A 22,662-nucleotide genomic window follows, 5' to 3' on the forward strand; every position below is an offset into this window, starting at 1 on the left:
CGCCACCCTGGCCCAGGCCCGCGCCACTGAAGCCGGCTGCCGCGACAGCCGCGCCACCCTGGCGGCCGAGGCCGGGCGCATCGACCAGCGCCAGGCCGCGATTGGCCCGGAACGCGCCGAATGGGCACGCCGCAAGGCGGAAGCCGCCGGTCGCCGCCAGGACCTGGCCAGCCGCGCCGCCGCCGCCGCCGCCGAACGCGACGCCCTGGCCGAGGCGCCGGAGACCGCCGCGGCGCAACGCGCCACCGCCGGAAGGGCGCTGGCCGAGGCCGAGGCAGCGCATGCCGCCGCCGCCGCCGCGCTGACCGCCGCCGAGACCGAGGACCGCGACTCGGCGCTCGCCCGCCGCAGCGCCGATGCCGCCTTCGCCCAGGCGCGGGAAGCACAGCTGCGCGCCGAGGGTGCCGCCGGCCAGGCCGAGGCGGCGGCGCTGGCGGTGGAGGAACGCATCGTCGAACGGCTCGGCGAGGGCCACCCACCGCTGCCCGAGACTGAGGCGGAACTGACCGACCAGACGGAAGAAAAAGCCCGCCGCAAGATGGAGCGGCTGACCCGCGAGCGGGAGGAGATGGGGCCGGTCAATCTGCGCGCCGAGGCGGAGTTGAACGACCTCGACGCGACGCGCGCGCGGATCGAATCGGAGCGGCAGGAAGTGGCCACCGCCATCGCCAAGCTGCGCGGCGTCATCGGCCATCTGAACCGGGAGGGCCGCGAGCGGCTGCGCGTGGTCTTCGACAAGGTGGATACGGAATTCCGCGCCTTGTTCACCCGCCTGTTCGGTGGCGGCCGCGCGCATCTGGCGCTCACCGGCTCCGACGACCCGCTGGAGGCGGGGCTGGAGATTTTCGCGGAGCCGCCGGGCAAGAAGCTGTCCTCGCTGAACCTGCTCTCGGGCGGCGAACAGGCGCTGACGGCGCTGTCCCTGGTGTTTGCCGTGTTCCGCTGCAACCCCGCCCCGGTCTGCGTGCTGGACGAGGTGGATGCACCGCTGGACGACGCCAATGTGGAACGGCTGTGCGACCTGCTGGAGGTGATGGCGGCCGGCGATGCCGAGGGGCCCGATGCGAAAGGCTTGGGTGGTACGCGTTTCCTGATCGTCACCCACCATCCGCTGACCATGGCGCGGATGCACCGCCTGTATGGCGTGACCATGCAGGAACGCGGCGTCTCCCGCCTGCTGAGCGTGGATTTGCAGCGCGCGGTGGAGATGGTCGAGGGCGCGCCCGCCTGAGGCGAGGCGCTGTCTGGTGCGGTTAACGAAATCGTGATCATGTTGTCGCAGGATGGGCACCCGCCGCGAAAGATTCGCGCGCACCTCAACGCTCCCGAGGGTCCGCATGCGACGTCGCGCCCTGGCTGCCCTTCCGATCGTCGCGGCGCTGGCCGGTGCCGAAGCCCGGGCGCAGCCTCGCCCCGTCCTTCGCGTTACCGGCCGCATTGACGGCGACGCGCGCGATTTCAGCCTGGCGGCGCTGGAAGCGCTGGGCATGGTGGATATGGCCACCCGCACCACCTGGACGGGGCCGGAGCTGCTGCAGTTCAGCGGCGTGCCGCTTGCCACCCTGCTGCGCGCCTGCGGCGCCACGGGCCAGTCGCTGCACATTCATGCGCTGAACGATTATGCGGTGAACGTGCCGGTCGCGGATGCGCATGACAATGCGGCGCTGCTGGCGACCCGGCAAGGCGGGGCGCCGCTGCGCATCCGGGACCGCGGCCCGATCTGGCTGATCTATCCCTGGAGCGCGCGGCCGGAACTTGATGCGCCGGTCTTCCGCGACCGGGCCATCTGGCAGATCCGGCAGATCGACGTGGCCTGAGCGCCGCGCGATGAAAATTCATGCTGGCGGGACGTGGCGGGCAAGGCTGGCGCGCCTCGCCCGCCGCCGTGCGACCTTCGCTCTCCTGCTGGGCGCGGGCGTGCTGTTCGTGCTGTCGATCGGCGCGTCCCTGCAGCAGGCGCGGGAACAATTCCGCCTCGAAGCCGGCAGCCAGCGCGTCTCCATCTGGTTCAGCACCCAGGCGCTGGTGGAACTGCACCGCTTCCGCACGGCGCTGCTGCGCTTCGATCGCGAGGAGCCGGGCTGGGACCGCGACCGGCTTTCGGAACGCTACGAGATTCTGCTGAGCCGCCTGCCGCTGCTGCAGGATGCGGAGGAAGCGCGAACCCATTCCATCCAGGATCGCCGCGACATTATCGTCGGGCTGCAGGCGGCGCTGGAGCAGGTGGAGCCGGATATCCTCGGCATGTCACCTGGCGATATCGCCCTGCGGGCCCGTATCGAGGCGGTGGCGGATGAGGCGGACCTGCTGCTGACCGGCCTGAACCTGGCGCTGCACACGGAACGGCGCCTGGCGGTGGAGGAGGCACGGGCCAGCGCGCGCCGCCTCGGGGTGTTCTTCGTGGTCAGCCTGGCCGGGCTGCTGCTGGGTGCGCTGCTGCTGCTGCTGCTGATCGCGCGCAGCGCCCGCCGGGCGGCGGAGGCGGAACGAACCTTGCGCGTGCTGGTGGATTCGCTGCCCATCGGCATCGCCGCCTTCGACCCGGAAGGCCGGCTGGTGCTGATGAACGAGACCGGCCTGGCCCTGGCCCGGCTGAACCGGGAGGAGGATGCGCTGGGCCGGCGGGCCAGCGAAATCGGCGGCAACCCCGCGGCGGATGCCGATGTGGCGCGGGTGGTGGCGCAGCGGGTTGCCCTGCCGCCCCGGGAAAGCCGCCTGATCCATCGCGACGGCACCGAGCGCACCCTGCTGGTGTCCTCCGCGCCGGTTTTCGGCGCCGGCGGCAATCTGGTGCGTGTGGTGCGCGTGGCGCTGGATGTCACGGAACAGCGCGAGGCCGACCGCCGCATCCGCCACCTGGCGGAGCATGACGCACTGACCGACCTGCCGAACCGCCTGTTGTTCGGCACCCGGTTGAAGGCGCAGCTCGGCCATGCGGCGGAGGGGCGGATGGTGGCGGTGCATTGCATCGACCTCGACCACTTCAAGGAAGTGAATGACAGCCTGGGCCACCCGGTGGGCGACCAGCTGCTGCTCGCCGCCTCCGCGCGCATGCGGGCGGCGATGCGCCAGGGCGACCTGCTGGCGCGGCTCGGCGGTGACGAATTCGCCGTGATCCAGCCGGGCCTCGCCAACGGGTCCGAGGCGCGGCTGCTGGCGGAACGGCTGGTGGCGGTGCTCGGCCAGCCCTACCGGCTGCAGGGCTACACGCTGCGCGCCGGGGCCAGCATCGGCACCGCGATCGCGCCGCAGCACGGCGTGACGGTGGAAAGCCTTCTCAGCCGCGCCGACATCGCGCTGTACCGCGCCAAGGCGGCGGGCCGCGGCCGCGCCACGGTCTTCAGCATGGAACAGGAAGAAGGCCTGCGGGAGCGCCGGCAGATGGAGGAGGATCTGCGCCAGGCCCTGGCGCTGGGCCAGCTCTCGCTGGTGTTCCAGCCGAAATTCGTCCTTGCCACCGGGCTGATGAAGGGCTGCGAGGCGCTGCTGCGCTGGAACCATCCGGAGCGGGGCCTGATTTCCCCTGGCTTGTTCATCCCGGTGGCGGAGGAAACAGGGCTGATCCACCCGATCACCCAGCTCGTGCTCGACCTGGCCTGCCGCCAGGCCATGGCGTGGCGGGCGCAGGGGTTGGAGGTGCCGGTGGCGGTGAACCTCTCGGCTGGGCATTTCGGCGCCGAGCAGGGCGTGCGGCTGGTGCAGCAGGCGCTGTCGGCCACCGGCTGCGACCCGGCGCTGCTGGAGGTGGAGGTGACGGAAGGCGTCTTCCTGCGCAGCGCGGAGGCGGCGACCCGCAGCTTCCAGGCCTTGCGGACGATGGGTGTGCGGGTGGCGCTGGATGATTTCGGCACCGGCTATTCCTCGCTCGGCTACCTCCAGCACCTGCCCTTCGATGTCATCAAGGTGGACCGCACCTTCATCGCGGGGCTGGAGCAGCAGGCGCGCAGCGCCCCTGGCGCCGGGCGGCGTATCGTCGATGCCATCCTGCGGCTGGCGCATGGCCTGGGTGCGGAGGTGGTAGCCGAGGGCGTGGAGACGCAGGGCCAGCTGGCCGTGCTGCGTGAACTGGGCTGCGACCATGTGCAGGGCTTCCTGCTCGGCCGGCCGGTTGCGGCCGAAACCCTGGCGGTGCTGGCGCGCCAACCGCCGGACCCGATGCTGGGCCGCAGCGCCGCTTGACCCGGCCGGCCGCCGCCCGCGACAGTGCGCGAAGGCGGGCCAACCGCCAGTGCATGGGGGAAACCAATTCATGACGAAATGTCTGACGACACGTCGCGTCCTGCTCGGCGCCGCGCTGGCGCTGCCCGCTTTGTCCGGCGCCCGGGCGCAGGAAGCCTGGCCGGAACGCCCGGTCCGCATGGTGGTGCCCTTCCCGCCGGGCCAGGCGGCCGATTTGTTCGCCCGTGTCATGGCGGAGGAACTCTCGAAGCGCTGGCCGCAGCGCGTGGTGGTGGAAAACCGCGCCGGCGGCGCCGGGGCCATCGGCATGGATGCCGTGGCGCGCGCCACGCCGGATGGCTACACGCTGGGCATCGGCACCTCGGGCACGCTGGGGGTCAATCCGTCCGTCATGTCGCGGCTGCCCTATGACGCGGAGAAGGATTTCGCCGCGATCACCAACATTTTCACCCTGCCGCTCGTCTTCGTCGCGCATCCAAGCTTCGAGGCGAATGACATGGCAGGCCTGGTGGCGCTGGCGAAGGCGCAGCCGGGGATGGTGCAATACGCCTCCGCCGGGCCGGGCACGGCGCAGCACATGACGGCGGAGATGCTGGCGCACCGGCTGGGCCTGCGGATGCAGCATGTGCCCTATCGCGGCAGCGGCCCGGCCATGGCGGATCTGCTGGGCGGCAACGTCAAGGTGATGGTGGACAGCCTGGCCTCCGCCCTGCCGCATGTGCAGGCCGGGCGGATCAAGGCGCTGGGCGTCACCGGCAGCAGCCGCGCGCCGCAGATGCCGGAGGTGCCGACGGTGGCCGAGACCGTCTCGCCGGGTTTCCAGGCACTCGGCTGGTCCGGCATCGTCGCCCCGGCCGGGACGCCGGCGGCGATCATCCGCAAGGTCAACGCCGATGCGGTGGCGATCCTGCGCGACCCGGCGATCGCCGCGCGCATGGTCCAGCTCGGCGGCTTCCCGGACCCCGGCACGCCGGAGGAATACGGCGCCTTCATCCGGGCGGAGATCGCCAAGTGGCGGGAAGTGGCGCGGGCGGCGAATGTGCGGCTGGATGGCTGAAGCCATCGCTTAGCGGCGCGGCACAGGCCGCGGCGGCCATCCGGCCGCTCGCCCGCCTCCAGCGGGCGCAGGTCGCGCCATTCTGTCGCGAACAGGGCTGATGGACTGGCGCGGCAAGTTCACCGCCGCGCCGGTTGACGGCAGCGGCCGGCGGGCGCGTGTTGGCTGCATGCGTCTGTTCCGATTCTTCGAGACCGCCGTCGACCCCGTCGCCCCGCCGGGCCGTCCTGCCGCAAGGTGGCTGGGCCGGCCGGTGCCGGAGACCCCGCCGCCTGCCAATCTGGTCGGCTTCTACTGGCATTTCGCCCGCCAGGCGCGGGCCCTGTTCGGGCTGCTATTCGCCACCGGGCTGACCGTCGCGCTGCTCGACCTGCTGATCCCGATCTTCATCGGCCGGGTGGTGGGGCTGCTGGAGGCGCATGGACCGGCGCTGATCTGGGAAGATGCGGGCTGGACCCTGGCCGGCATGGCGGCGGTGCTGCTGCTGGCCCGGCCGGCGGCCATCCTGTGCCAGAACCTGGTGACGCAGCAGGCGATCATCCCGGCCGTCACCTCCATGATCCGCTGGCAGAGCCATTGGCAGGTGATCCGCCAGGGCTGGGCTTTCTTCCAGGAGGATTTTGCGGGGCGTATCGCCAACCGGGTGATGCAGGCCGGCCCGGCGCTGCGGGAAAGCGTGGTGCAGTCGGTGAATGCCGTCTGGTACATCCTGGTCTACGGCACCGGGGCGGTGCTGGTGCTTTCGGCCACTGACTGGCGCCTCGCCATCCCGATCCTGGTCTGGTTCGCATTGTATGCCACGCTGCTGCGGCTGATCGTGCCGCGGATGCGCGACCGCGCCCGCAAGGCCAGCGAGGCGCGCAGCCTGCTGACCGGCCGTGTGGTGGACAGCTACACCAACATCGTCACCGTCAAGCTGTTCGCCCGGGCCGAGCAGGAGGATGCCTGGGTGCGGGAGGGGGTGGAACAGCTCAACCGCGACTTTGCGAGGCAGACGCGGCTGGTGACGCTGAACGGCTTCCTGCTGTCCACGCTGAATGCCTGCATGCTGACCTCCACCGCCGGGCTTTCGATCTGGCTGTGGTCGCAGGGCGAGATCCCGCTGGCGGTGGTGGCTTCCGCTTTGCCGATGGCCTGGCAGATCGCCAACATCTCCGGCTGGGTGGCCTTCAACGTGGCGGGCATCTTCGAGAATATCGGCGTGGTGCAGGAAGCCATGGGCAGCATCGCGGTGCCGCGCACGGCGCCGGATGCGCCGGATGCGCGCACGCTGGTGGTGCCGCAAGGCGCCATCCGGTTCGAGGATGTGCGCTTCGGCTATGGCCGCGTCGGGGCACCCGGTTTGCCCTCGCGCGGTGCCGTGTTGCATGATTTCAACCTGGACATCGCGCCGGGGGAACGCGTCGGGCTGGTTGGCCATTCGGGGGCGGGCAAAACCACGGCCATCAACCTGCTGCTGCGCTTTTTCACCCCGGAAGGCGGGCGCATCCTGGTGGATGGCCAGGACATCGCCGGGGTCACCCAGGAAAGCCTGCGGACCTCGATCGGCGTGGTGACGCAGGACACGGCGCTGCTGCACCGCTCGATTCTGGAGAACATCCGCTATGGCCGGCCCGATGCCAGTCCGGCGGAGGTGGTGGAGGCGGCGAAGCGGGCGGAGGCGCATGATTTCATCATGGCGCTGTCCGATTGGCGCGGCCGCACGGGGTACGACGCGCATGTGGGCGAACGCGGGGTGAAGCTCTCGGGCGGCCAGCGCCAGCGCGTGGCGATCGCCCGCGTGCTGCTAAAGGACGCGCCCATCCTGCTGCTGGATGAGGCGACGAGTGCGCTCGACTCGGAGGTGGAGGCGGCGATCCAGGCCAGCCTGGAACGGCTGATGGCCGGCAAGACCGTGATCGCCGTGGCGCACCGCCTGTCCACCCTGGCGCGGATGGACCGGCTGGTGGTGCTGCATGAGGGGGGCGTGGCCGAACAGGGCAGCCACGCCCAGTTGCTGGCCGCCGGCGGGGTCTATGCGCGGCTCTGGCAGCGGCAATCGGGGGGATTCATTGGTGAATGAGGCCGCGCCAGCTTTCGTGCTAACCATGTTGCAGCGCGTTCATCACCTTGACACTCCTGCCCCTAAGCCGTAGGAGCGGGCCGCCTTCCGGGCGGGGCGACCGCGGGGGAGAGCGACGGGTGGCGGAAGACGACGGCTTCGAGCAAAGGCTCCGGCAGGCCCGGGCAAGGCAGGGTATGGACCCCAAGCCGAGCCCGATCGGTCCCTTGTCGGGCAGTAGCGCGAGTGTCGGTTTCCGTGCCGGTGTCGAAGTGGTTTCGGCGCTGGTCGTGGGCGTGGCCCTTGGCTGGTACCTGGATCGCTGGCTTGGCACCTGGCCGTGGCTTTTCCTGCTGTTCTTCGTGTTCGGCAGCGTTGCTGGCGTTTTGAACGTGTTTCGTCTGTTCAGCCCGCGGCGCGGTGCCGGGAAGCAGGATTAGAGGCTGCCGCATCGCGGCACATGAGGTTCCCCGTGCGTAGGGGGACGGGAGATTGCGAGTGGCCGCCGAATCCGGATCGATCGACGCGCTGAGCCAGTTTCAGCTGACCCCCGTCTTCGGGCCGATCGGCGCCGCTGTCGGGTTTTCGCAGTCCAACGCGCATATGCTGCTGGCCGCCGGCCTGATCACGGCGCTGATCATGTTCGGCATGGCCGCCCGTGCGGTGGTGCCGGGGCGCCTGCAGTCGCTGGCCGAAGCCTCCTACGAATTCGTCTATGGCATCGTGGACAGCCAGGTGGGGCATGGCGGCAAGCGCTTCTTCCCCTTCGTCTTCACGCTGTTCATGTTCGTGCTGTTCGGCAACATGCTGGGCCTGTTCCCCTACGCCTTCACCTATACCAGCCATCTCGCGGTGACCTTCGGCCTGGCGCTGATCGTTTTCGTGGTGATCACCGCGGTGGCGCTGGCGCTGCATGGCCGGAAGTTCTTCGGCTACTTTTTCCCCGAGGGTGCGCCGCTGTGGCTGGCGCCGATCATCGTGCCGGTCGAGGTGGTGTCCTACCTCTCGCGCCCGGTGAGCCTCTCGGTCCGTCTGTTCGCCAACATGGTCGCCGGCCACGTGCTGCTGAAGGTGTTCGCCACCTTCGTGGTCATGCTCGGGGCGCTCGGCGCGGTGGGGCCCTTCGTGGCCACGCTGCCGCTGGCGGTGAACGTGCTGCTGATCGGGTTCGAGATCCTGGTGGCCTTCCTCCAGGCCTATGTCTTCGCGATCCTGACCAGCATCTACCTCCACGACGCGGTGCACCTGCACTGAGCCCAGCCGGCCCAGAAGCGGGCGCATCGCGCGCCGGACCCTGAGACCCAACCCTTTTAAGACATCGAAAAGGATCACTTTCATGGAAATCGTGCTTGCTGCGAAGGCGATCGGTGCCGGCATCGCTGTCCTCGCCCTGTTCGGCGTGGGCCTGGCGCTCGGCAACATCTTCTCCACGCTGATCGCCTCCGTGGCCCGCAACCCGGCGGCGCGCGACGTGGTGTTCCCGATCGGCATCCTGGGCTTCGCCCTGACGGAAGCCGTGGCGCTGTTCGCACTGCTGATCGCCTTCCTGATCCTGTTCGCCTAAATCCCGTGCCGGCACCTGCCGGCCGGGTTCTGCGATAGGGCGCGCCGCCCAAGGGGGGTTGGCGCGCATCAGGGACGTTGACGGGGAACACCATGCCGCAGCTCGATTTCGGCAACCCGCTGATGATCGCCCAGATCGTCTGGTTGCTGATCATCTTCGGAGTCCTCTACTACGTGCTCGCCACCTACGCGCTGCCGCGCGTGGAGGCGGTGCTGGAGGATCGCCGGCGCCGGATCGAGGGTGACCTCGAGGCCGCGCAGGCTGCGAAGGCGGAAGCCGATGCCGCCATCGCCGCGCATCATGCGGCGACCAGCAAGGCACGGGCGGAAGCCCAGGCGGCCATTGCCGCCGCCATGCAATCGGCCCAGCTCGAGGCCGCGCAGCGGTCCGAGGCGCTGGCCGCGCGCCTGGCCGAACAGATTAACGCCGCCGAGGCCCGGATCGCCACGGCGCGTGATTCGGCCATGGGTGCGCTGCGCCAGGTCTCCACCGACACCACGGAGGCGCTGCTGCAGCGCCTGACCGGCCAATCCGAGCAGGCCGCCGTGGGGCCCGCCGTCGATCGCGCCCTCGCCGCCCGCGGCCTGGGCTGAGGAGCGCCGACATGTCCTACGGTTATGCATATTTCTGGCAGGACCCGAAGTTCTGGGTCGCCATGTCCTTCGTGCTGTTCGTGCTGCTGTTCGGCAAGCTGGCATGGAGCCGCATCACGGCGATGCTGGACGCCCGCGGCGCCCGCATCGAATCCGAACTGACCCAGGCCGCGCGCCTGCGCGTCGAGGCGGAGGCGATGCGCAAGCAGGCCGAGGCCGACCGTGCCGCCGCGCTGGCGGAAGCCGAGGACATGATCGCCCGCGCCCGCGTCGAGGCCGGCCGCGTGGCCGAGGCCGCGGCGCTGGAAGCCGAGCAAACCGCCAAGCGGCGTGAACGCATGGCGCTGGACCGCATCGCCGCCGCCGAGGCCAGCGCGCTGGCGGAAGTGCGCAACGCCGCCGCCGACGTCGCGGCTGCCGCGGCGCGGGACGTGCTGGCGCAGACCATGGACGCCGAGAAGGACGCGGTGCTGATCGACCGCGCAGTGGCCGATCTGCCTCGCGCGCTCCGCGCGGCCTGACGCCTTCCGCGCTCTCATACGCTTCATCCTGCGCGTTTTGACGGGGATCTTTCGGGGTCCCCGTTTTGCTTTTCGGTCGTTCACCCTTAGTCTGGCCGCACGGATTCCTCAGGAGATCTTCGTGCGCCGACATATTCTGGCCGCAGCCCTTTTTGCGGGCACCGCCTTGTCCATGCCCGTCACTGCCCAGGCCAATCTCTTCCGCTGGGCCAATGACGGCGACGTCAATTCTATGGACCCCTATGCCCGGCAGGAAACCTTCCTGCTGATGTTCAACGGCAACATCTATGAGCCGCTGGTGCGCCGGAACCGGCAGTTGCAGGTCGAGGCCGCGCTGGCCGAGCGCTGGGAACAGCCCAGCCCGACCGTCTGGCGCTTCCATCTGCGCCGCGGCGTGACCTTCGAGGATGGCACGCCCTTCACGGCGGAAGATGTCGTCTTCTCCTACACCCGGGCCAAGGCGCAGGGCAGCAATGTGGGCGGCAGCCTGGCCAGCGTGAAGGAAGCGCGCGCCATCGACAGCCACACGCTGGAGATCGAGACCACGGCGCCGAACCCGATCTTCCTGGAGGAGATCACCGGCATCGGCATCATGTCCCGGCGCTGGGCGGAGGCGAACAACGCCACCCGCAGCGCCGACCTGACCACGGGCGCCGAGAACTTCGCGACGCGCAACGCCATGGGCACCGGCCCCTTCCGCCTGGTGAGCCGGGAGCCGGATCGCCGCACCGTCCTCGCGCCCAATCCCGGCTGGTGGGACCGGCCGGAGCACAACCTGACTCGCGTCGAGTTCAACGTCATCGCCAATGACGCGACGCGCGTTGCCGCCCTGCTCTCGGGCGAGGTGGACATGGTCTACACCGTGCCGCCGCAGGACACGCAGCGCCTGTCGCGGACCAATGGCATCACCATCCACCAGCAGGCGGAACTGCGGACCATCTATTTCGGCTTCGACCAGAGCCGGGATGAGTTGCTGAAATCCGATGTGCGCGGCCGCAACCCGTTCCAGGATGTGCGGGTGCGCCGCGCCTTCAACCACGCGATCGACCGTGCCAGCATCGTCCGCACCGTCATGCGCGGCCAGGGCCGCGCCACCGGGCTGATGATCGGCCCGGGCGTCAACGGCCACACGGATGCGCGCGACCAGATCCCGGAATACAACCCGGACCTCGCCCGGCGCCTGATGACCGAGGCCGGCTACCCGAACGGCTTCGGCGTGACGCTGGACTGCCCGAACGACCGTTATGTGAATGACGAGGCGATCTGCACCGCGGCGGTTTCCATGCTCGCCCGCATCGGCGTGCGCGTCACGCTGAACGCGCAGACCCGCGCCCGCTACTTCGCCGAGATCCTGGGCCCGCGCTACAACACCAGCTTCTACATGCTGGGCTGGACCCCCAACACCTACGACGCGCACAACGCCTTCTTCAACCTGATGGCGTCGCGTGAGGGCAACCGCGGCATGTTCAATGTCGGCGGCTTCAACAACGCCCGCTTTGATGAGCTGGTCGGCCAGATGGCGACGGAAACCGATGCCACCCGTCGCGCCGGCATGATCGAGGAGGCGCTGCGGATCCACACCGAACAGGCGGGCCATGTGCCGTTGCACCAGCAGACGGTGATCTGGGCGGCGCGCAGCAACATCCAGCTGCAGCAGCTGGCCGACAACTGGTTCCCGATGCGCTTCGTCCGCGTCGGCAACTGAGCCTCCATGGGGGCGCCGCCATATGGCGCCCCCATCCACTACGGCAGCGAACCTTACCTTTTATGCCTGGGGCGCATGGGTGCAATGTTAGCTTTGGTGGCTCCCGGGCGCATGGCTGTTGCGATAGCATCGGCCCACACGCAATAAAAACCGAGAGCGACAGACGCCATGACCCAGTTTCCCACCACCCTGACCCGCAGCCCGAAGCCGCGCCAGCCGGATGCCGCGCTGGCTTTCGGCAAGACCTTCACCGACCACATGTTCCTGATGGACTATGAGGAGGGGAAGGGCTGGCATGACCCGCGCATCGTCCCCTACGGCCCGCTCAGCATGGACCCGGCGACCACGGTGCTGCACTACGCCCAGGCGGTGTTCGACGGGCTGAAGGCCTATCGTGGCGCCGACGGCACCATCCGGCTGTTCCGCGCCCAGCGCCATGCCGAACGCCTCGGCAAATCCTGCGCCGGCCTCTGCATCCCGCCGATCCCGGCAGACCTGGTGCGGCAGAGCTTCGAGGCGATTGTCGGCGTGGACCATGACTGGGTGCCGCGGACGGAGGGCACCAGCCTGTATATCCGACCGACCGTGATCGCGACCGATGTGATGCTCGGCGTGCACCCGTCGCACAGCTACACCTATTTCGTCATCTGCTCGCCCGTGGGGGCCTATTACAAGGAAGGCGTGAAGCCGGTGCGGATCCTGGCGACGGATACGCATGTGCGCGCCGTGCAGGGCGGCCTGGGCGAATCCAAGGCCGCCGCCAACTACGCCGCCTCGCTGTCCGCGCAGCAGGAGGCGGAGCGCCAGGGCTTCACCCAGGTGCTGTGGCTGGATGGGGTGGAGCGCCGCTGGATCGACGAGGTCGGCACCATGAACATCATGATGAAGATCGGCGATGAGGTGGTGACCCCGCCGCTGGCCGGCACCATCCTGGATGGCGTGACCCGCAATTCCATCCTGACCCTGCTGCGCGACTGGGGCCACACCGTCTCCGAACGCCGCATCAGCATCGAGGAGGTGATGCAGGCCGGGCGGGAGGGCAAGCTGGTCGAGATGTGGGGCACCGGCACCGCCGCCGTGGTCTCCCCGGTCGGCGAGCTGGGCTACAAGGGCGACCGGATCAGCATCGGCAATGGCAGCACCGGCAGCCTGACGCAGAAGCTGTATGACAGCATCATCGGCATCCAGTACGGCCGCCTGCCGGACGCCCATGGCTGGATGAGCACGGTGCCGGTGCCGGTCGAGGCCTGAAACACCGGGGCCGGGGGGGACGGTTGGCTAAGCCTCGTCCCCGCCCTCCAGCCGGTCGATGTCGTCATCCGAGAAGCCGAAATGATGCGCGATCTCATGGATCAGCACGTTGCGGACCAGGCGGAACAGATCCTCCCCGGTCTCCACCCATTCCAGCAGGATGGGTTCGCGATACAAGGTGATGGTGTCCGGGTCGCCGGGCGCGTCGAAGACGCTTTTCTGCGTCATCGGCGTGCCACGATACAGGCCGGTCAGTGCCCAGGGGCTCTCGAAGCCGAGTTCCGCCGCGGTCTCGTCATCCGCCACCTCCTCGACCACAATCGCGGTGCCGCGCACCAGATCGCGCAGCTCCTTGGGGATGGCGGAAAAGGCCTGCTCGGCCATCTCGACGATGTCTTCCAGCGTCGGGGGGTGGTTGAAGCGGGTCATGGCCGCTTCCTTCCCGTCGGCGCGCCCCCCGTCAAGGCCCGACACTCCGGAGAAGCCCGATGATCCGCCCGCTCGATGCCGCCGCTCGTGCCGAATTGCCGCATATCCTGCCCCGGTGGCAGGTGGTGGAGGGGCGGGACGCCATCCGGTGCCGCTTCCGCTTCACGGATTTCTCCGCCGCCTGGGGCTTCATGAGCCGCGTGGCGCTGCTGGCGGAGAAGCTCGACCATCATCCGGAATGGTCCAATGTCTGGAATCGCGTGGAGATTCTGCTGACCACGCATGACGCCGGCGGCCTGTCCGAGCGCGATGTCGCCATGGCGCAGGCGATCGACGCAATCGCGACCGGTGCGCCCCTGTAAGGAAGCTGGTCAGCGCCCCCGGCTCTCGCTTACCCTTTCGTCATCGCGCCGAGGGCGCCGCAAGCAGGGAGAGGCCGGGATGATGAAGCGCAGGACGATTCTGGGAAGTACGCTGGCAGCGCCGATGCTGCTGGCCGGTGGCCGTGGCGCCTTCGCCCAGGGTTCCGGCCCGATCCGCGTCGCCACCGCCGGGCCGATGACGGGGCAATACGCCACCTTCGGCACCCAGATGCGCGCCGGTGCCGAACAGGCGATTGCGGATCTGAACGCGGCCGGCGGCGTGCTGGGGCGGCAGCTGGCGCTTGAGATCGGCGATGATGCCTGCGACCCGCGCCAGGCGGTGTCCGTCGCGAACCAGCTTTCCTCCCGCCGCGTGGCGCTGGTGGCGGGGCATTTCTGCTCCGGCAGCTCGATCCCGGCCAGCAAGGTCTATGCCGAGGAAGGCGTGCTGCAGATCAGCCCGGCCTCCACCAACCCGGCCTTCACCGATAGCGGCGACTGGAACACCTTCCGCGTCTGCGGCCGGGACGACCAGCAGGGCCTGGTGGCCGGCCGCTACATCGCCCAGAACATGCGCGACCGCCGCATCGCCATCCTGCACGACAACACCGCCTATGGCCGTGGCCTGGCGGAGGAGACCAAGAAGGCGCTGAACGCGGCCGGCGTGACGGAGGCGCTGTATTCCGCCTACACGCCGGGGGAGCGGGACTACTCCGCCATCGTCTCCCGCCTCCAGCAGGCGAATATCGGCGTGGTCTATGTCGGCGGCTACCACACCGAATCCGGGCTGATCCTGCGCCAGGCGAAGGAGGTCGGGATGAACCTGACCCTGATCGGCGGCGATGCGCTGGTGACCAACGAATTCTGGCAGATCACCGGCGCGGCCGGCGAGGGCACGCTGATGACCTTCAGCAGCGATCCCCGCAAGCGCCCCACGGCAGCCCAGGTGGTGCAGCGCTTCCAGGCCCGCAACATCGATCCCGAGGGCTACGTCCTTTATACCTATGCCGCGATCCAGATCTGGGCCGCGGCGGCGGCGCGGGCGAATGGCCTGGACCCGCGGCGCCTCGCGGCGCTGCTGAAGTCGGGCGGCCCCTGGGCCACCGTGCTGGGCGACATCAATTTCGACCAGAAGGGCGATGTGACGGTGCCGGACTACGTCTTCTACGTCTGGCGCAACGGCACCTACGCGGAGATGTGAGGGCGGGCGGGTGAGGGGGCCGCCCGCCCCCTCAATCCACCCGCATCCCGGTGGCCTGCACCACCTCCCGCCACCTGGCGGAGGCGCGGGCCACCCAGGCTTCCGCGGCAGCGCCATCGCCGGCCTCCGGCGTCACCGCCCAATTCGCCAGCCTGGCCTGCGCGGCAGGGTCGGCGAAGACCGTGGCAACCAGCCGCGCGGCGGCCTCGCGGGCGGCCTCCGGCACGTCCCTCGGCGCCATCAGCAGATAGGCGAAGCGGATGTCGAAGCCGGCATGGCCCTGCTCGGCCACCGTCGGCACATCCGGCAGCATGGGCAGGCGCTGCGGCCCGGAGACCGCCAGCGCCCGCAGGCTGCCATCCTGCACGAATTGCGCGCCGCCCGAGATGGCGATGAAGCCGGCCTGCACGCGCCCGGCCAGCAGCTCCGTCACCGCCTGGGCATTGCCGCGGAACGGGATGTGTTCCAGCGCCGTCACCGGCAGGCCGAGCGCGTGGCCGAGATGCGCCATCGCCAGATGTCCCGGGGACCCATAGCCGGCGGAGGCGTATTGCACCGGCTGGCGCCGCGCCGTGGCCAGGAGTTCCGCCAGCGAGTTGATCCCCGAGGAGGGATGCACCAGCAGCACCACCGGATAGGTGCCGGCCACCGCCACCGGCCGCAGCGCCGCCGGGTCGTAGCCCAGGTTGCTATAGATATGCGGATTGACCGTGAAACTGCTGTCGATCGCCAGCAGCAGGGTGCGTCCATCCGGCGCCGCACGGCTGGTCAGGCCGGCGGCGATATTGCCATTGGCGCCCGGGCGGTTGTCCACCATCGCGCTGCCGAGCCCCTGCCGCGGTGCGGCCTCCGCCAGCAACCGGGCGATGCCGTCCAGCGCCGCGCCGGGCGGGAAGGCGGCGATGATCCGCAGCGTCTCGGATTGCGCCAGCGCCGGCGATGCGGCCAGGGCGAGCGCGGCGGCAAGGCTCGTGCGGCGGGAAATGGTCATCCGATCCTCCCCAGTCTTGTCGTTGCTGCCTATGCTGGCGGCATCAATCGGGGGGAACAAGGCTCATGGCCGTGCGGAACGTGCTGTTCATCATGTGCGACCAGCTGCGCTGGGACCATATGGGCTGCGCCGGCCACCCCTTTCTGAAGACGCCGAACCTGGATGCGCTGGCCGCGCGCGGCGTGCGGTTTTCCCAGGCCTATGTGCAGTCGGGCATCTGCGGGCCGTCGCGCATGTCCTACTACACCGGCCGCTACGTCTCCTCCCACGGCGCCACGCATAACCGCGTGCCGCTTTCGGTGGGGGAGGTGACGCTGGGCTGGCATCTGCGGGAGGCTGGCCGGACGCTCGCCCTGGCCGGCAAGACGCATGTGCTGCCGGACGCGCATGGCATGAAGCGGCTGCAACTGGATGGGCAGCATGACCTGGCGGCGCTGCTGAAGGAGGGCTGGTTCACCCTGGTGGACCGCCATGACGGCCACCACGCGGAACCCGACAGCGCCTATGCCGAATGGCTGCGAGGCAAGGGCTACGATAGCAAGGATCCCTGGACCGACTACGTCATCGCCGTGCAGGACGAACAGGGCCAGGTGCACAACGGCTGGAAGATGCGCAACGCCCGCCTGCCCGCACGCGTCGCGGAGGAGCACAGCGAAACCGCCTACACCACCGACCAGGGCATCGCCTTCATGGAGCAGCAGGGCGAGACGCCCTGGGTGCTGCACCTGTCCTATGTGAAGCCGCACTGGCCCTACATCGCGCCGGCCCCCTACCACGCGATGTATTCGCCCAACCAATGCCTGCCCGTCTCCCGCCACCCGGATGAGCGCGACGCGGGCGCGCATCCGCTGCTGCGCGAATGGCAGAATGAGGAGGTCTCGCAGAGCTTCCAGGCGGATGACTGCATCACCACCGTCCGCCCGGCCTATCAGGGGCTGATCACCCAGCTCGACGATCATCTCGGCCGGGTCTGGCAGGCGCTGGAGCGGCTGGGGCGTTGGCAGGACACGCTGGTGGTGTTCTGCTCCGATCATGGCGACTACCTCGGCGACCATTGGCTGGGGGAGAAGGAGCTGTTCCACGACTGCGTGCAGCGCGTGCCGATGCTGGTCTACGACCCCTCCGCCGCCGCGGATGCCACGCGCGGCACGGTGGAGGATCGCTTCGTCGAGGCGATCGATTTGGTGCCCACCTTCCTCGATGCGCTGGCGCTGCCCGCGGCGCCGCATCTGCTGGAGGGGCGGTCCCTGCTCGGCCTGACGCGCGGTACCGCGGAGGGCTGGCGCGATGCGGTGGTCTCCGAACTGGATTGGACCTTCCGGGGCGCGCGGCGGCGGCTTGGCCTGCCGACCGGCCAGCACCATGCCTGGATGCTGCGCGATGCGCGGTGGAAATACATCCATTGGACCAGCGGCTACCGCCCGCAATTATTCGACCTGCAATCCGATCCGGAGGAATTCTTCGACCTTGGCGCCGATCCTGCGCTGGAAAACCTGCGGCAGGCGATGCGCGAAAAGCTGCTGACCTGGTTCACCGGCCTGAAGCGCCGCACCACGCTGACCTGGGCGGAGGCGGAATTGCGGACCGACCGGCACAAGGCCGCCGGCGTGTTCTACGGGGAGTGGTAGCCCCCGCCACCTGATCAGGATGTGGCGAGCGCGTGTTGCGCCAGCCGCCCGCTTCGCGTTTGGTGTCCCGAACCCGCCACCCAAAACCGCGCCCGGGGAGGACACCCAATGAGAAAAATCGCAACCGTGCTGCTGGGCGCCATCCTGGCCTTCTCGGCCAATCCGGCCCGTGCCCAGGTGACGCTGGCAATTTCCTGCGGCGCCGTCGGCGTGGAATTCCAGATCTGCCGCGAGGGCGCCGAGGCCTGGGCGCGGGAGACCGGCAATACGGTCACGCTGGTCTCCACCCCGAGCGGCAGCACCGAACGCCTGGCGCTGTACCAGCAGCTTCTGTCGGCCCGGTCCGCCGATATCGACGTGCTGCAGATCGACGTGGTCTGGCCCGGCACGCTGGCGAACCATCTGCTCGACCTCAAGGAGCGGGCCGATACGGATGGCGTGTTTCCGGCGCTGATCGCCAACAACACGGTGGAGGGGCGGCTGGTGGCGGTGCCGTGGTTCACCAATGCGGGCGTCCTGTACTACCGCCGCGACCTGCTGGAGAGACACAACCGCCCGGTGCCGGAAAGCTGGGCCGATCTGGCGGAAACCGCGCAGCTGATCATGCAGGCGGAACGCGAGGCCGGGAACACGCGCATGTGGGGCTATGTGTTCCAGGGCCGGGCCTATGAGGGGCTGACGGTCAATGCGCTGGAATGGGTGGCGAGCCATGGCGGCGGCAGCATCGTCGAAGCCGATGGCCAGGTCAGCATCAACAATCCCGAGGCGGCCGCGGCGCTGGCCCTGGCTGCGTCCTGGATCGGCACCATCAGCCCGCCCGGCGTGCTGAACTATGCCGAGGAGGAAGCGCGCGGCGCCTTCCAGTCCGGCAACGCCGTCTACATGCGGAACTGGCCCTATGCCTGGCCGCTGCTGAACGCCGAGGACAGCGCCGTGCGCGGCCAGGTGGGGGTTGCCGTGCTGCCGCGTGGCGGCGCGGAGGGACGGCCCGTGGCGACGCTGGGCGGGGAGCAACTGGCGGTCTCGCGCTATTCCCGCCATCCGGAGGAAGCCGTCGCGCTGGTCCGCTACCTCACCAGCCAGGCGGAGCAGAAGCGCCGGGCGATTGCCGGCGGCTTCAACCCGACCATCAGCGCGCTCTATCAGGATGCCGAAGTGCTCGCCGCCAACCCGTTCTTCGGCGATCTGTATGAGACTTTCGTCAACGCCGTGGCGCGGCCTTCCGGCGTCACCGGCGGGCGCTACAACCAGGTCTCGGCGGAATTCTGGAATGCCGTGCATGCGGTGCTGTCGGGCCAGTCGGAGCCGGCGGCGGCCCTTTCGCGGCTCGACCGGAATCTGCGGAGGATCGGCCGGAACGGGCGTTGGTAGTCCCGCCGGAACGGGCGTTGGTCGTCAGTTCGCCGCTCGCACGGCAGAAGCGCCGCACCGCCTGGCTGTTCCTGGCGCCCGTGCTGCTGACGCTGGCCGGCATCGCCGGCTGGCCCCTGGCGCGGACCATCTGGTTCTCACTGACTGACGCGCGGCTGGATGCACTGGACAGTTTCGACTTCGTGGGCCTGGAGAATTACCAGTTCCTGCTGACCGACCCGGATTGGTGGGTGGCGGTGCGGAACACGCTGGTCTTCGCCGGCATATCGGTCACGCTGGAGACGCTGCTCGGCATCATCATCGCCCTGGTGCTGAATGCGCGGATGCGTGGCCGCGGCATGCTGCGCGCGGCCATGCTGATTCCCTGGGCGATCCCCACCGTGGTTTCGGCGCAGATGTGGGGCTGGATGCTGCATGACCAGTATGGCGTGATCAACGAGATACTGGTCTGGCTCGGGCTGATCGCCGAACCGGTGGCCTGGACGGCCGGCCACGGCACCGCGCTCGCGGCCGTCATCGCCGTGGATGTGTGGAAGACCACGCCCTTCCTGGCGCTGCTGACCCTGGCCGCGCTGCAACTGGTGCCGGAGGAGTTGCATGAGGCGGCGGAGATCGATGGCCTCGGCCCGGTCGGCCGCTTCTTTCGCATCACCCTGCCGCTGATCTGGCCGGCGCTGATGGTCGCCATCATTTTCCGGACGCTGGATGCGCTGCGGGTGTTCGACCTGATGTATGTGCTGACCGGCAACAGCCGCGCCACCGCGTCCATGTCCGTCTATGCGCGGCAGCAATTGGTGGATTTCCAGGATGTCGGCTACGGCTCCGCCGCCGCCACCGGGCTGTTCCTGGTGATCGCGCTGGTCACCGCGCTGTTCATCACCTTCGGCCGGGTGCGGCTGGGGGCGGAGCCGGGCCGATGAAACGCCTGGCTGGCCGTGCGGCCTTCTTCCTGCTGGTGCTGGCGATCGTCGCCTATACGGTATTTCCCTTCTACTGGGCCGTGGTCTCCTCCCTGAAGGGCGGCAGCGCGCTGTTCAGCGTGGAAGCCTGGCCGAGCGCGCCGGAATGGTCGAACTACGTCGCGGTGTTCCAGGAACAGCCCTTCGGCCGGAACATCCTGAATTCCGTCTTTGTCGCCGGGTCCGTGGTGGCGCTGTCGCTGTTCCTGGGCGTCACGGCCGCCTTCGCGCTGGGTCGCGTGCGGTTCCGCGGACGGGCCACGCTGCTGCTGGTGATCCTCGGCGTGTCGATGTTCCCGCAGGTGGCGGTGCTGTCCGGGCTGTTCGAGCTGATCCGCGCGCTCGGCCTGTACAACAACCTGTTCGGCCTGACGCTGAGCTACCTGATCTTCACCCTGCCCTTCACCGTCTGGGTGCTGACCACCTACATGCGCGAATTGCCGGTGGAGCTTGAGGAAGCGGCGGTGATGGATGGCGCCAGCCCCTTCGTGGTGCTGACCCGCATCTTCCTGCCGCTGATGGGCCCGGCCGTGGTGACCACCGGCCTGCTCGCCTTCATCGCCGCCTGGAACGAGTTCCTGTTCGCGCTGACCTTCACCCTGACGGATGAGATGCGGACGGTGCCCGTCGCGATCGCGCTGATCAGCGGATCGAGCAGCTTCGAGCTGCCCTGGGGCCGCATCATGGCCGCCAGCGTCATCGTCACCGTGCCGCTGATCGCGCTGGTGCTGGTGTTCCAGCGGCGCATCGTCTCCGGCCTCACCGCCGGGGCGGTGAAGGGGTGAGCGGAAACCGCGGCTGGTGAAGCCGGCCGAGGCCGCCTAGGCGGCGAGCCAGGCGCAGCGCCGGCGCATCAGAAGGCGGCCTCGTCATGGCCGACCGGGTGGTAGCCGCGGCCATACCAGATCAAGGCGCGGCCCGGCGCGCCCTGACGGATCGCCTCGATCTCCGCGAAGATCACGCTATGCGTGCCCTTCTCCACCACATCGGCGATGCGGCAATCGAAGGACACGGCGGCGGATTCCAGCACCGGGGCGCCAGTGCTCAACGTGGACCACGCGCCGAAATCGAAGCGGCGTTCCCCCTTCAGCCCGCCGAGGCCGGCGAAGGCATCCGAGATCGCGTGCTGGCCGGCAGCCAGCGCGTTCACGCACAGCACGCCATTCGCCTTGAACAGCGCATTGCCGGAAGATGACCGGTTGAGGCACACCAGCAATGTTGGCGGGTCATCCGTCACGCTGCACACCGCGCTGGCGGTAAAGCCGCCACGGCCGGCCGGCCCGGCGGAGGTCACCACATTCACCGCAGCCCCCAGGCGCGCCATGGCATCGCGGAATTCGTCCCGGCTTACGGTCATGCTGTCTTCGTCATCCATCAGGCGCGTGTCTGACGGCCAAGATGGGTCTCCGGCACCGGATTGGGAAGCCGTTCAGCAGGGCACCAGCCGGATATCCTCCACCCGCGCATCGACGCGGCTGTTGGTGTCATCCACATCGGTGGAGATCGCCACCTCCTGCAAGGCCGGCACGGTGGCGCCGCCGAAGGCGCTGCGCCAGTCGTCGCCGAGGTTCACCTTCTCCTCCACCCAGCGCCCCTGGGGCGCGCTGGCCGGGCGCAGGATGCGGACACGGGAAATCGCCGGGCCATAGGGGCTGGTGAAGAACTGGCCCGCCCCCTCGCGCCCCGTACCGCCCCAGACATAGGACAGCGTGCTGCGCGGCAGGCGGTGATCGCCCGCCACGGCCTGCGCCACCGCCATCTGCGCACGGGCGCCGAAGCCGGCCTGGGGTCCATAATCGGTGAAGCCGACGATGAGCGAGATGGCCCGGTCATCGCCCCCCTTGCGGGTCAGGTCGGTGGCCGGCGGCCCGGCATCGACGCGCCAGCGCCAGGCCAGGCAGGCGGCCGCGCCCTGGATGGGGCGATAGACGAAGCCGGCCTGGCCCTGGCCCTGTACTCGCACCCCGCCAGTGGGCGTGGCGCTGAAGGTGACGGGCGGAATGCCCTGCCATTCCACCTTGCGCCAGCCCAGCCGCTCCAGATCCGGAGGCGTCCGGCCCGGGGAAATGGCGGCGGCAAGCAGCGGGGCGGCGCAGGCCACGGCCAGCGCGAGGGCGGGTCGCTTCATCCCACCAAGGTGTGCCGGCGCCCGGTTTCAGGCAAGTGATTCAATCCGGCAGGCGGGCCGCCATCCAGTCCTCGCGCCGCAACTCGTACCAGAGCTGGCTATGCAGCCGGTGGTCCGGCGCCAGCCTTGGGTGGCCGAATTCACCCTGCCGCTGCATCCCCAGCCGCTCCATCAACCGCCAGGAGGGTTCATTCGCCGGCGGGGTGAAGGCCACGATGCGCGGCAGTTGCAGCCGGCCGAACCCATGCGCCAGCACCAGCCGCGCCGCTTCCTCTGCCAGGCCCTGGCGATGGTGGGCGGCGGCGATGCGCCATCCGATCTCGATGGCCGGCGTGAAGGGCGCCTGCCACGGCACATCCAGCAAGCCGACCACGCCGATGCAGCCCGCGCCCGGCAGATCCACCGCGCCGAAGGAGAAACCGCGATCCTGCTGATGCGCCATCAGCCGCGCCACCCAGGCATCGCTCTCGGCGCGCGTCATCGGTGCGGGAAAGTGGCGCATGACCGTCGCATCGCCGTTCATGGCGAAGACGGCGTCGCAATCCGCCGGGGTCAGCGGGCGAAGGGTGAGGCGGGGACCTTGCAGGAACATGACGCCAACCTAGCGCCGGCACGGCCACTTTGCCATGCAACCCCTTCGCGCGCGCGGCATCCCGGCGTAGGTAGGGTGCATGAGGACCGT

At 69.3% G+C, this 22,662-nt stretch carries 22 protein-coding genes and 1 pseudogene; 18 read left to right on the plus strand and 5 right to left on the minus strand.

What is annotated here, in order from left to right; translation table 11 throughout:
* The 12 genes and pseudogenes from Q8S40_RS13515 to Q8S40_RS13570 form a co-directional block, all read left to right on the plus strand.
* Positions 1-1,231: pseudogene (locus tag Q8S40_RS13515) on the plus strand (chromosome segregation protein SMC); the annotation flags it as partial.
* Positions 1,232-1,337: 106 nt separating this feature from the next.
* Positions 1,338-1,817 (plus strand): molybdopterin-dependent oxidoreductase, encoded by a 480-nt coding sequence (locus tag Q8S40_RS13520; protein WP_305670807.1) that lies wholly within the window; start codon positions 1,338-1,340, stop codon positions 1,815-1,817.
* Positions 1,818-1,827: 10 nt separating this feature from the next.
* Positions 1,828-4,179 (plus strand): bifunctional diguanylate cyclase/phosphodiesterase, encoded by a 2,352-nt coding sequence (locus tag Q8S40_RS13525; protein ID WP_305670808.1) that lies wholly within the window; start codon positions 1,828-1,830, stop codon positions 4,177-4,179.
* A 70-nt stretch (positions 4,180-4,249) separates the two neighbouring features.
* Entirely contained in the window at positions 4,250-5,236 is a 987-nt protein-coding gene (locus Q8S40_RS13530) for a tripartite tricarboxylate transporter substrate binding protein (RefSeq protein WP_305670809.1), read from the plus strand.
* A 169-nt stretch (positions 5,237-5,405) separates the two neighbouring features.
* Positions 5,406-7,298: an ABC transporter ATP-binding protein gene (locus tag Q8S40_RS13535; protein WP_305670810.1), complete on the plus strand. Its 1,893-nt coding sequence runs from the start codon at positions 5,406-5,408 to the stop codon at positions 7,296-7,298.
* A 119-nt stretch (positions 7,299-7,417) separates the two neighbouring features.
* The gene (locus Q8S40_RS13540) at positions 7,418-7,717 is read left to right on the plus strand and encodes an AtpZ/AtpI family protein (protein ID WP_305670811.1); all 300 of its coding nucleotides are present in this window, start codon (positions 7,418-7,420) and stop codon (positions 7,715-7,717) included.
* Positions 7,718-7,775: 58 nt separating this feature from the next.
* Positions 7,776-8,531, plus strand: coding sequence for a F0F1 ATP synthase subunit A (locus Q8S40_RS13545; RefSeq protein ID WP_304814475.1), 756 nt, complete (start codon positions 7,776-7,778; stop codon positions 8,529-8,531).
* A gap of 82 nt (positions 8,532-8,613) precedes the next feature.
* The gene (locus tag Q8S40_RS13550; RefSeq protein WP_304814477.1) at positions 8,614-8,841 is read left to right on the plus strand and encodes an ATP synthase subunit C family protein; all 228 of its coding nucleotides are present in this window, start codon (positions 8,614-8,616) and stop codon (positions 8,839-8,841) included.
* A 92-nt stretch (positions 8,842-8,933) separates the two neighbouring features.
* On the plus strand, positions 8,934-9,434 hold the full coding sequence (locus Q8S40_RS13555) for a F0F1 ATP synthase subunit B' (protein WP_304814478.1): 501 nt from the start codon (positions 8,934-8,936) through the stop codon (positions 9,432-9,434).
* An 11-nt stretch (positions 9,435-9,445) separates the two neighbouring features.
* Positions 9,446-9,955 carry a F0F1 ATP synthase subunit B gene (locus tag Q8S40_RS13560; RefSeq protein ID WP_304814480.1) on the plus strand — a complete coding sequence of 170 codons (510 nt, stop codon included), beginning with the start codon at positions 9,446-9,448 and terminating at the stop codon, positions 9,953-9,955.
* 121 nt (positions 9,956-10,076) lie between these two features.
* On the plus strand, positions 10,077-11,660 hold the full coding sequence (locus tag Q8S40_RS13565) for an ABC transporter substrate-binding protein (RefSeq protein WP_304814481.1): 1,584 nt from the start codon (positions 10,077-10,079) through the stop codon (positions 11,658-11,660).
* 168 nt (positions 11,661-11,828) lie between these two features.
* Positions 11,829-12,911, plus strand: a complete 1,083-nt coding sequence (locus tag Q8S40_RS13570; RefSeq protein ID WP_304814483.1) for a branched-chain amino acid aminotransferase — start codon at positions 11,829-11,831, stop codon at positions 12,909-12,911.
* A gap of 27 nt (positions 12,912-12,938) precedes the next feature.
* Here the strand turns inward: Q8S40_RS13570 and Q8S40_RS13575 are convergent, their stop codons facing one another.
* Positions 12,939-13,340: a metallopeptidase family protein gene (locus Q8S40_RS13575; protein WP_304814485.1), complete on the minus strand. Its 402-nt coding sequence runs from the start codon at positions 13,338-13,340 to the stop codon at positions 12,939-12,941.
* A gap of 59 nt (positions 13,341-13,399) precedes the next feature.
* On the opposite strand from Q8S40_RS13575, the gene Q8S40_RS13580 reads away from it, so the two are divergent.
* Complete coding sequence (locus Q8S40_RS13580; RefSeq protein WP_305670812.1) at positions 13,400-13,702, plus strand: 4a-hydroxytetrahydrobiopterin dehydratase; 303 nt, start codon at positions 13,400-13,402, stop codon at positions 13,700-13,702.
* Between the two features lie 82 nt (positions 13,703-13,784).
* Positions 13,785-14,903 (plus strand): branched-chain amino acid ABC transporter substrate-binding protein, encoded by a 1,119-nt coding sequence (locus tag Q8S40_RS13585; protein WP_304814519.1) that lies wholly within the window; start codon positions 13,785-13,787, stop codon positions 14,901-14,903.
* A gap of 31 nt (positions 14,904-14,934) precedes the next feature.
* On the opposite strand, the gene Q8S40_RS13590 is transcribed toward Q8S40_RS13585, so the two are convergent.
* A complete protein-coding gene (locus tag Q8S40_RS13590; protein ID WP_305670813.1) occupies positions 14,935-15,894 on the minus strand; it encodes a tripartite tricarboxylate transporter substrate binding protein in 960 nt (319 codons plus the stop codon).
* A 65-nt stretch (positions 15,895-15,959) separates the two neighbouring features.
* Between Q8S40_RS13590 and Q8S40_RS13595 the strand changes: the two genes are divergently transcribed.
* The 4 genes from Q8S40_RS13595 to Q8S40_RS13610 all read left to right on the plus strand — a co-directional run bounded on the left by Q8S40_RS13595 (position 15,960) and on the right by Q8S40_RS13610 (position 20,637).
* Complete coding sequence (locus Q8S40_RS13595) at positions 15,960-17,522, plus strand: sulfatase-like hydrolase/transferase (RefSeq protein WP_305670814.1); 1,563 nt, start codon at positions 15,960-15,962, stop codon at positions 17,520-17,522.
* 108 nt (positions 17,523-17,630) lie between these two features.
* Positions 17,631-18,893 carry an ABC transporter substrate-binding protein gene (locus Q8S40_RS13600; protein ID WP_305670815.1) on the plus strand — a complete coding sequence of 421 codons (1,263 nt, stop codon included), beginning with the start codon at positions 17,631-17,633 and terminating at the stop codon, positions 18,891-18,893.
* A 17-nt stretch (positions 18,894-18,910) separates the two neighbouring features.
* Positions 18,911-19,813, plus strand: a complete 903-nt coding sequence (locus Q8S40_RS13605; protein WP_305670816.1) for a carbohydrate ABC transporter permease — start codon at positions 18,911-18,913, stop codon at positions 19,811-19,813.
* A complete protein-coding gene (locus Q8S40_RS13610) occupies positions 19,810-20,637 on the plus strand; it encodes a carbohydrate ABC transporter permease (protein ID WP_304814494.1) in 828 nt (275 codons plus the stop codon). Before Q8S40_RS13605 ends, Q8S40_RS13610 begins: the two co-directional genes overlap by 4 nt.
* 68 nt (positions 20,638-20,705) lie before the next feature.
* Here Q8S40_RS13610 and Q8S40_RS13615 read toward each other — a convergent pair whose 3' ends face one another.
* The 3 genes from Q8S40_RS13615 to Q8S40_RS13625 form a co-directional block, all read right to left on the minus strand.
* On the minus strand, positions 20,706-21,209 hold the full coding sequence (locus Q8S40_RS13615) for a flavin reductase (RefSeq protein ID WP_304814495.1): 504 nt from the start codon (positions 21,207-21,209) through the stop codon (positions 20,706-20,708).
* A 72-nt stretch (positions 21,210-21,281) separates the two neighbouring features.
* The gene (locus Q8S40_RS13620) at positions 21,282-21,980 is read right to left on the minus strand and encodes a DUF3047 domain-containing protein (protein ID WP_305670817.1); all 699 of its coding nucleotides are present in this window, start codon (positions 21,978-21,980) and stop codon (positions 21,282-21,284) included.
* Between the two features lie 40 nt (positions 21,981-22,020).
* On the minus strand, positions 22,021-22,572 hold the full coding sequence (locus tag Q8S40_RS13625) for a GNAT family N-acetyltransferase (RefSeq protein WP_305670818.1): 552 nt from the start codon (positions 22,570-22,572) through the stop codon (positions 22,021-22,023).
* Between the last annotated feature and the right edge of the window lie 90 nt (positions 22,573-22,662).

Origin of the sequence: Falsiroseomonas sp. (assembly GCF_030695085.1) — a bacterium.
GTDB lineage: Bacteria > Pseudomonadota > Alphaproteobacteria > Acetobacterales > Acetobacteraceae > Falsiroseomonas.

Bases quoted from the DNA above. Each gene is read 5' to 3' on its own strand.
- Q8S40_RS13555 (WP_304814478.1), top strand. From the start codon at position 8,934: ATGCCGCAGCTCGATTTCGGCAACCCGCTGATGATCGCCCAGATCGTC.
- Q8S40_RS13530 (WP_305670809.1), top strand. From the start codon at position 4,250: ATGACGAAATGTCTGACGACACGTCGCGTCCTGCTCGGCGCCGCGCTG.
- Q8S40_RS13570 (WP_304814483.1), top strand. From the start codon at position 11,829: ATGACCCAGTTTCCCACCACCCTGACCCGCAGCCCGAAGCCGCGCCAG.
- Q8S40_RS13550 (WP_304814477.1), top strand. From the start codon at position 8,614: ATGGAAATCGTGCTTGCTGCGAAGGCGATCGGTGCCGGCATCGCTGTC.
- Q8S40_RS13580 (WP_305670812.1), top strand. From the start codon at position 13,400: ATGATCCGCCCGCTCGATGCCGCCGCTCGTGCCGAATTGCCGCATATC.
- Q8S40_RS13610 (WP_304814494.1), top strand. From the start codon at position 19,810: ATGAAACGCCTGGCTGGCCGTGCGGCCTTCTTCCTGCTGGTGCTGGCG.
- Q8S40_RS13625 (WP_305670818.1), bottom strand. From the start codon at position 22,572: ATGTTCCTGCAAGGTCCCCGCCTCACCCTTCGCCCGCTGACCCCGGCG.
- Q8S40_RS13595 (WP_305670814.1), top strand. From the start codon at position 15,960: ATGGCCGTGCGGAACGTGCTGTTCATCATGTGCGACCAGCTGCGCTGG.
- Q8S40_RS13620 (WP_305670817.1), bottom strand. From the start codon at position 21,980: ATGAAGCGACCCGCCCTCGCGCTGGCCGTGGCCTGCGCCGCCCCGCTG.
- Q8S40_RS13585 (WP_304814519.1), top strand. From the start codon at position 13,785: ATGAAGCGCAGGACGATTCTGGGAAGTACGCTGGCAGCGCCGATGCTG.
- Q8S40_RS13525 (WP_305670808.1), top strand. From the start codon at position 1,828: ATGAAAATTCATGCTGGCGGGACGTGGCGGGCAAGGCTGGCGCGCCTC.
- Q8S40_RS13520 (WP_305670807.1), top strand. From the start codon at position 1,338: ATGCGACGTCGCGCCCTGGCTGCCCTTCCGATCGTCGCGGCGCTGGCC.
- Q8S40_RS13590 (WP_305670813.1), bottom strand. From the start codon at position 15,894: ATGACCATTTCCCGCCGCACGAGCCTTGCCGCCGCGCTCGCCCTGGCC.
- Q8S40_RS13600 (WP_305670815.1), top strand. From the start codon at position 17,631: ATGAGAAAAATCGCAACCGTGCTGCTGGGCGCCATCCTGGCCTTCTCG.
- Q8S40_RS13560 (WP_304814480.1), top strand. From the start codon at position 9,446: ATGTCCTACGGTTATGCATATTTCTGGCAGGACCCGAAGTTCTGGGTC.
- Q8S40_RS13615 (WP_304814495.1), bottom strand. From the start codon at position 21,209: ATGACCGTAAGCCGGGACGAATTCCGCGATGCCATGGCGCGCCTGGGG.
- Q8S40_RS13535 (WP_305670810.1), top strand. From the start codon at position 5,406: ATGCGTCTGTTCCGATTCTTCGAGACCGCCGTCGACCCCGTCGCCCCG.
- Q8S40_RS13575 (WP_304814485.1), bottom strand. From the start codon at position 13,340: ATGACCCGCTTCAACCACCCCCCGACGCTGGAAGACATCGTCGAGATG.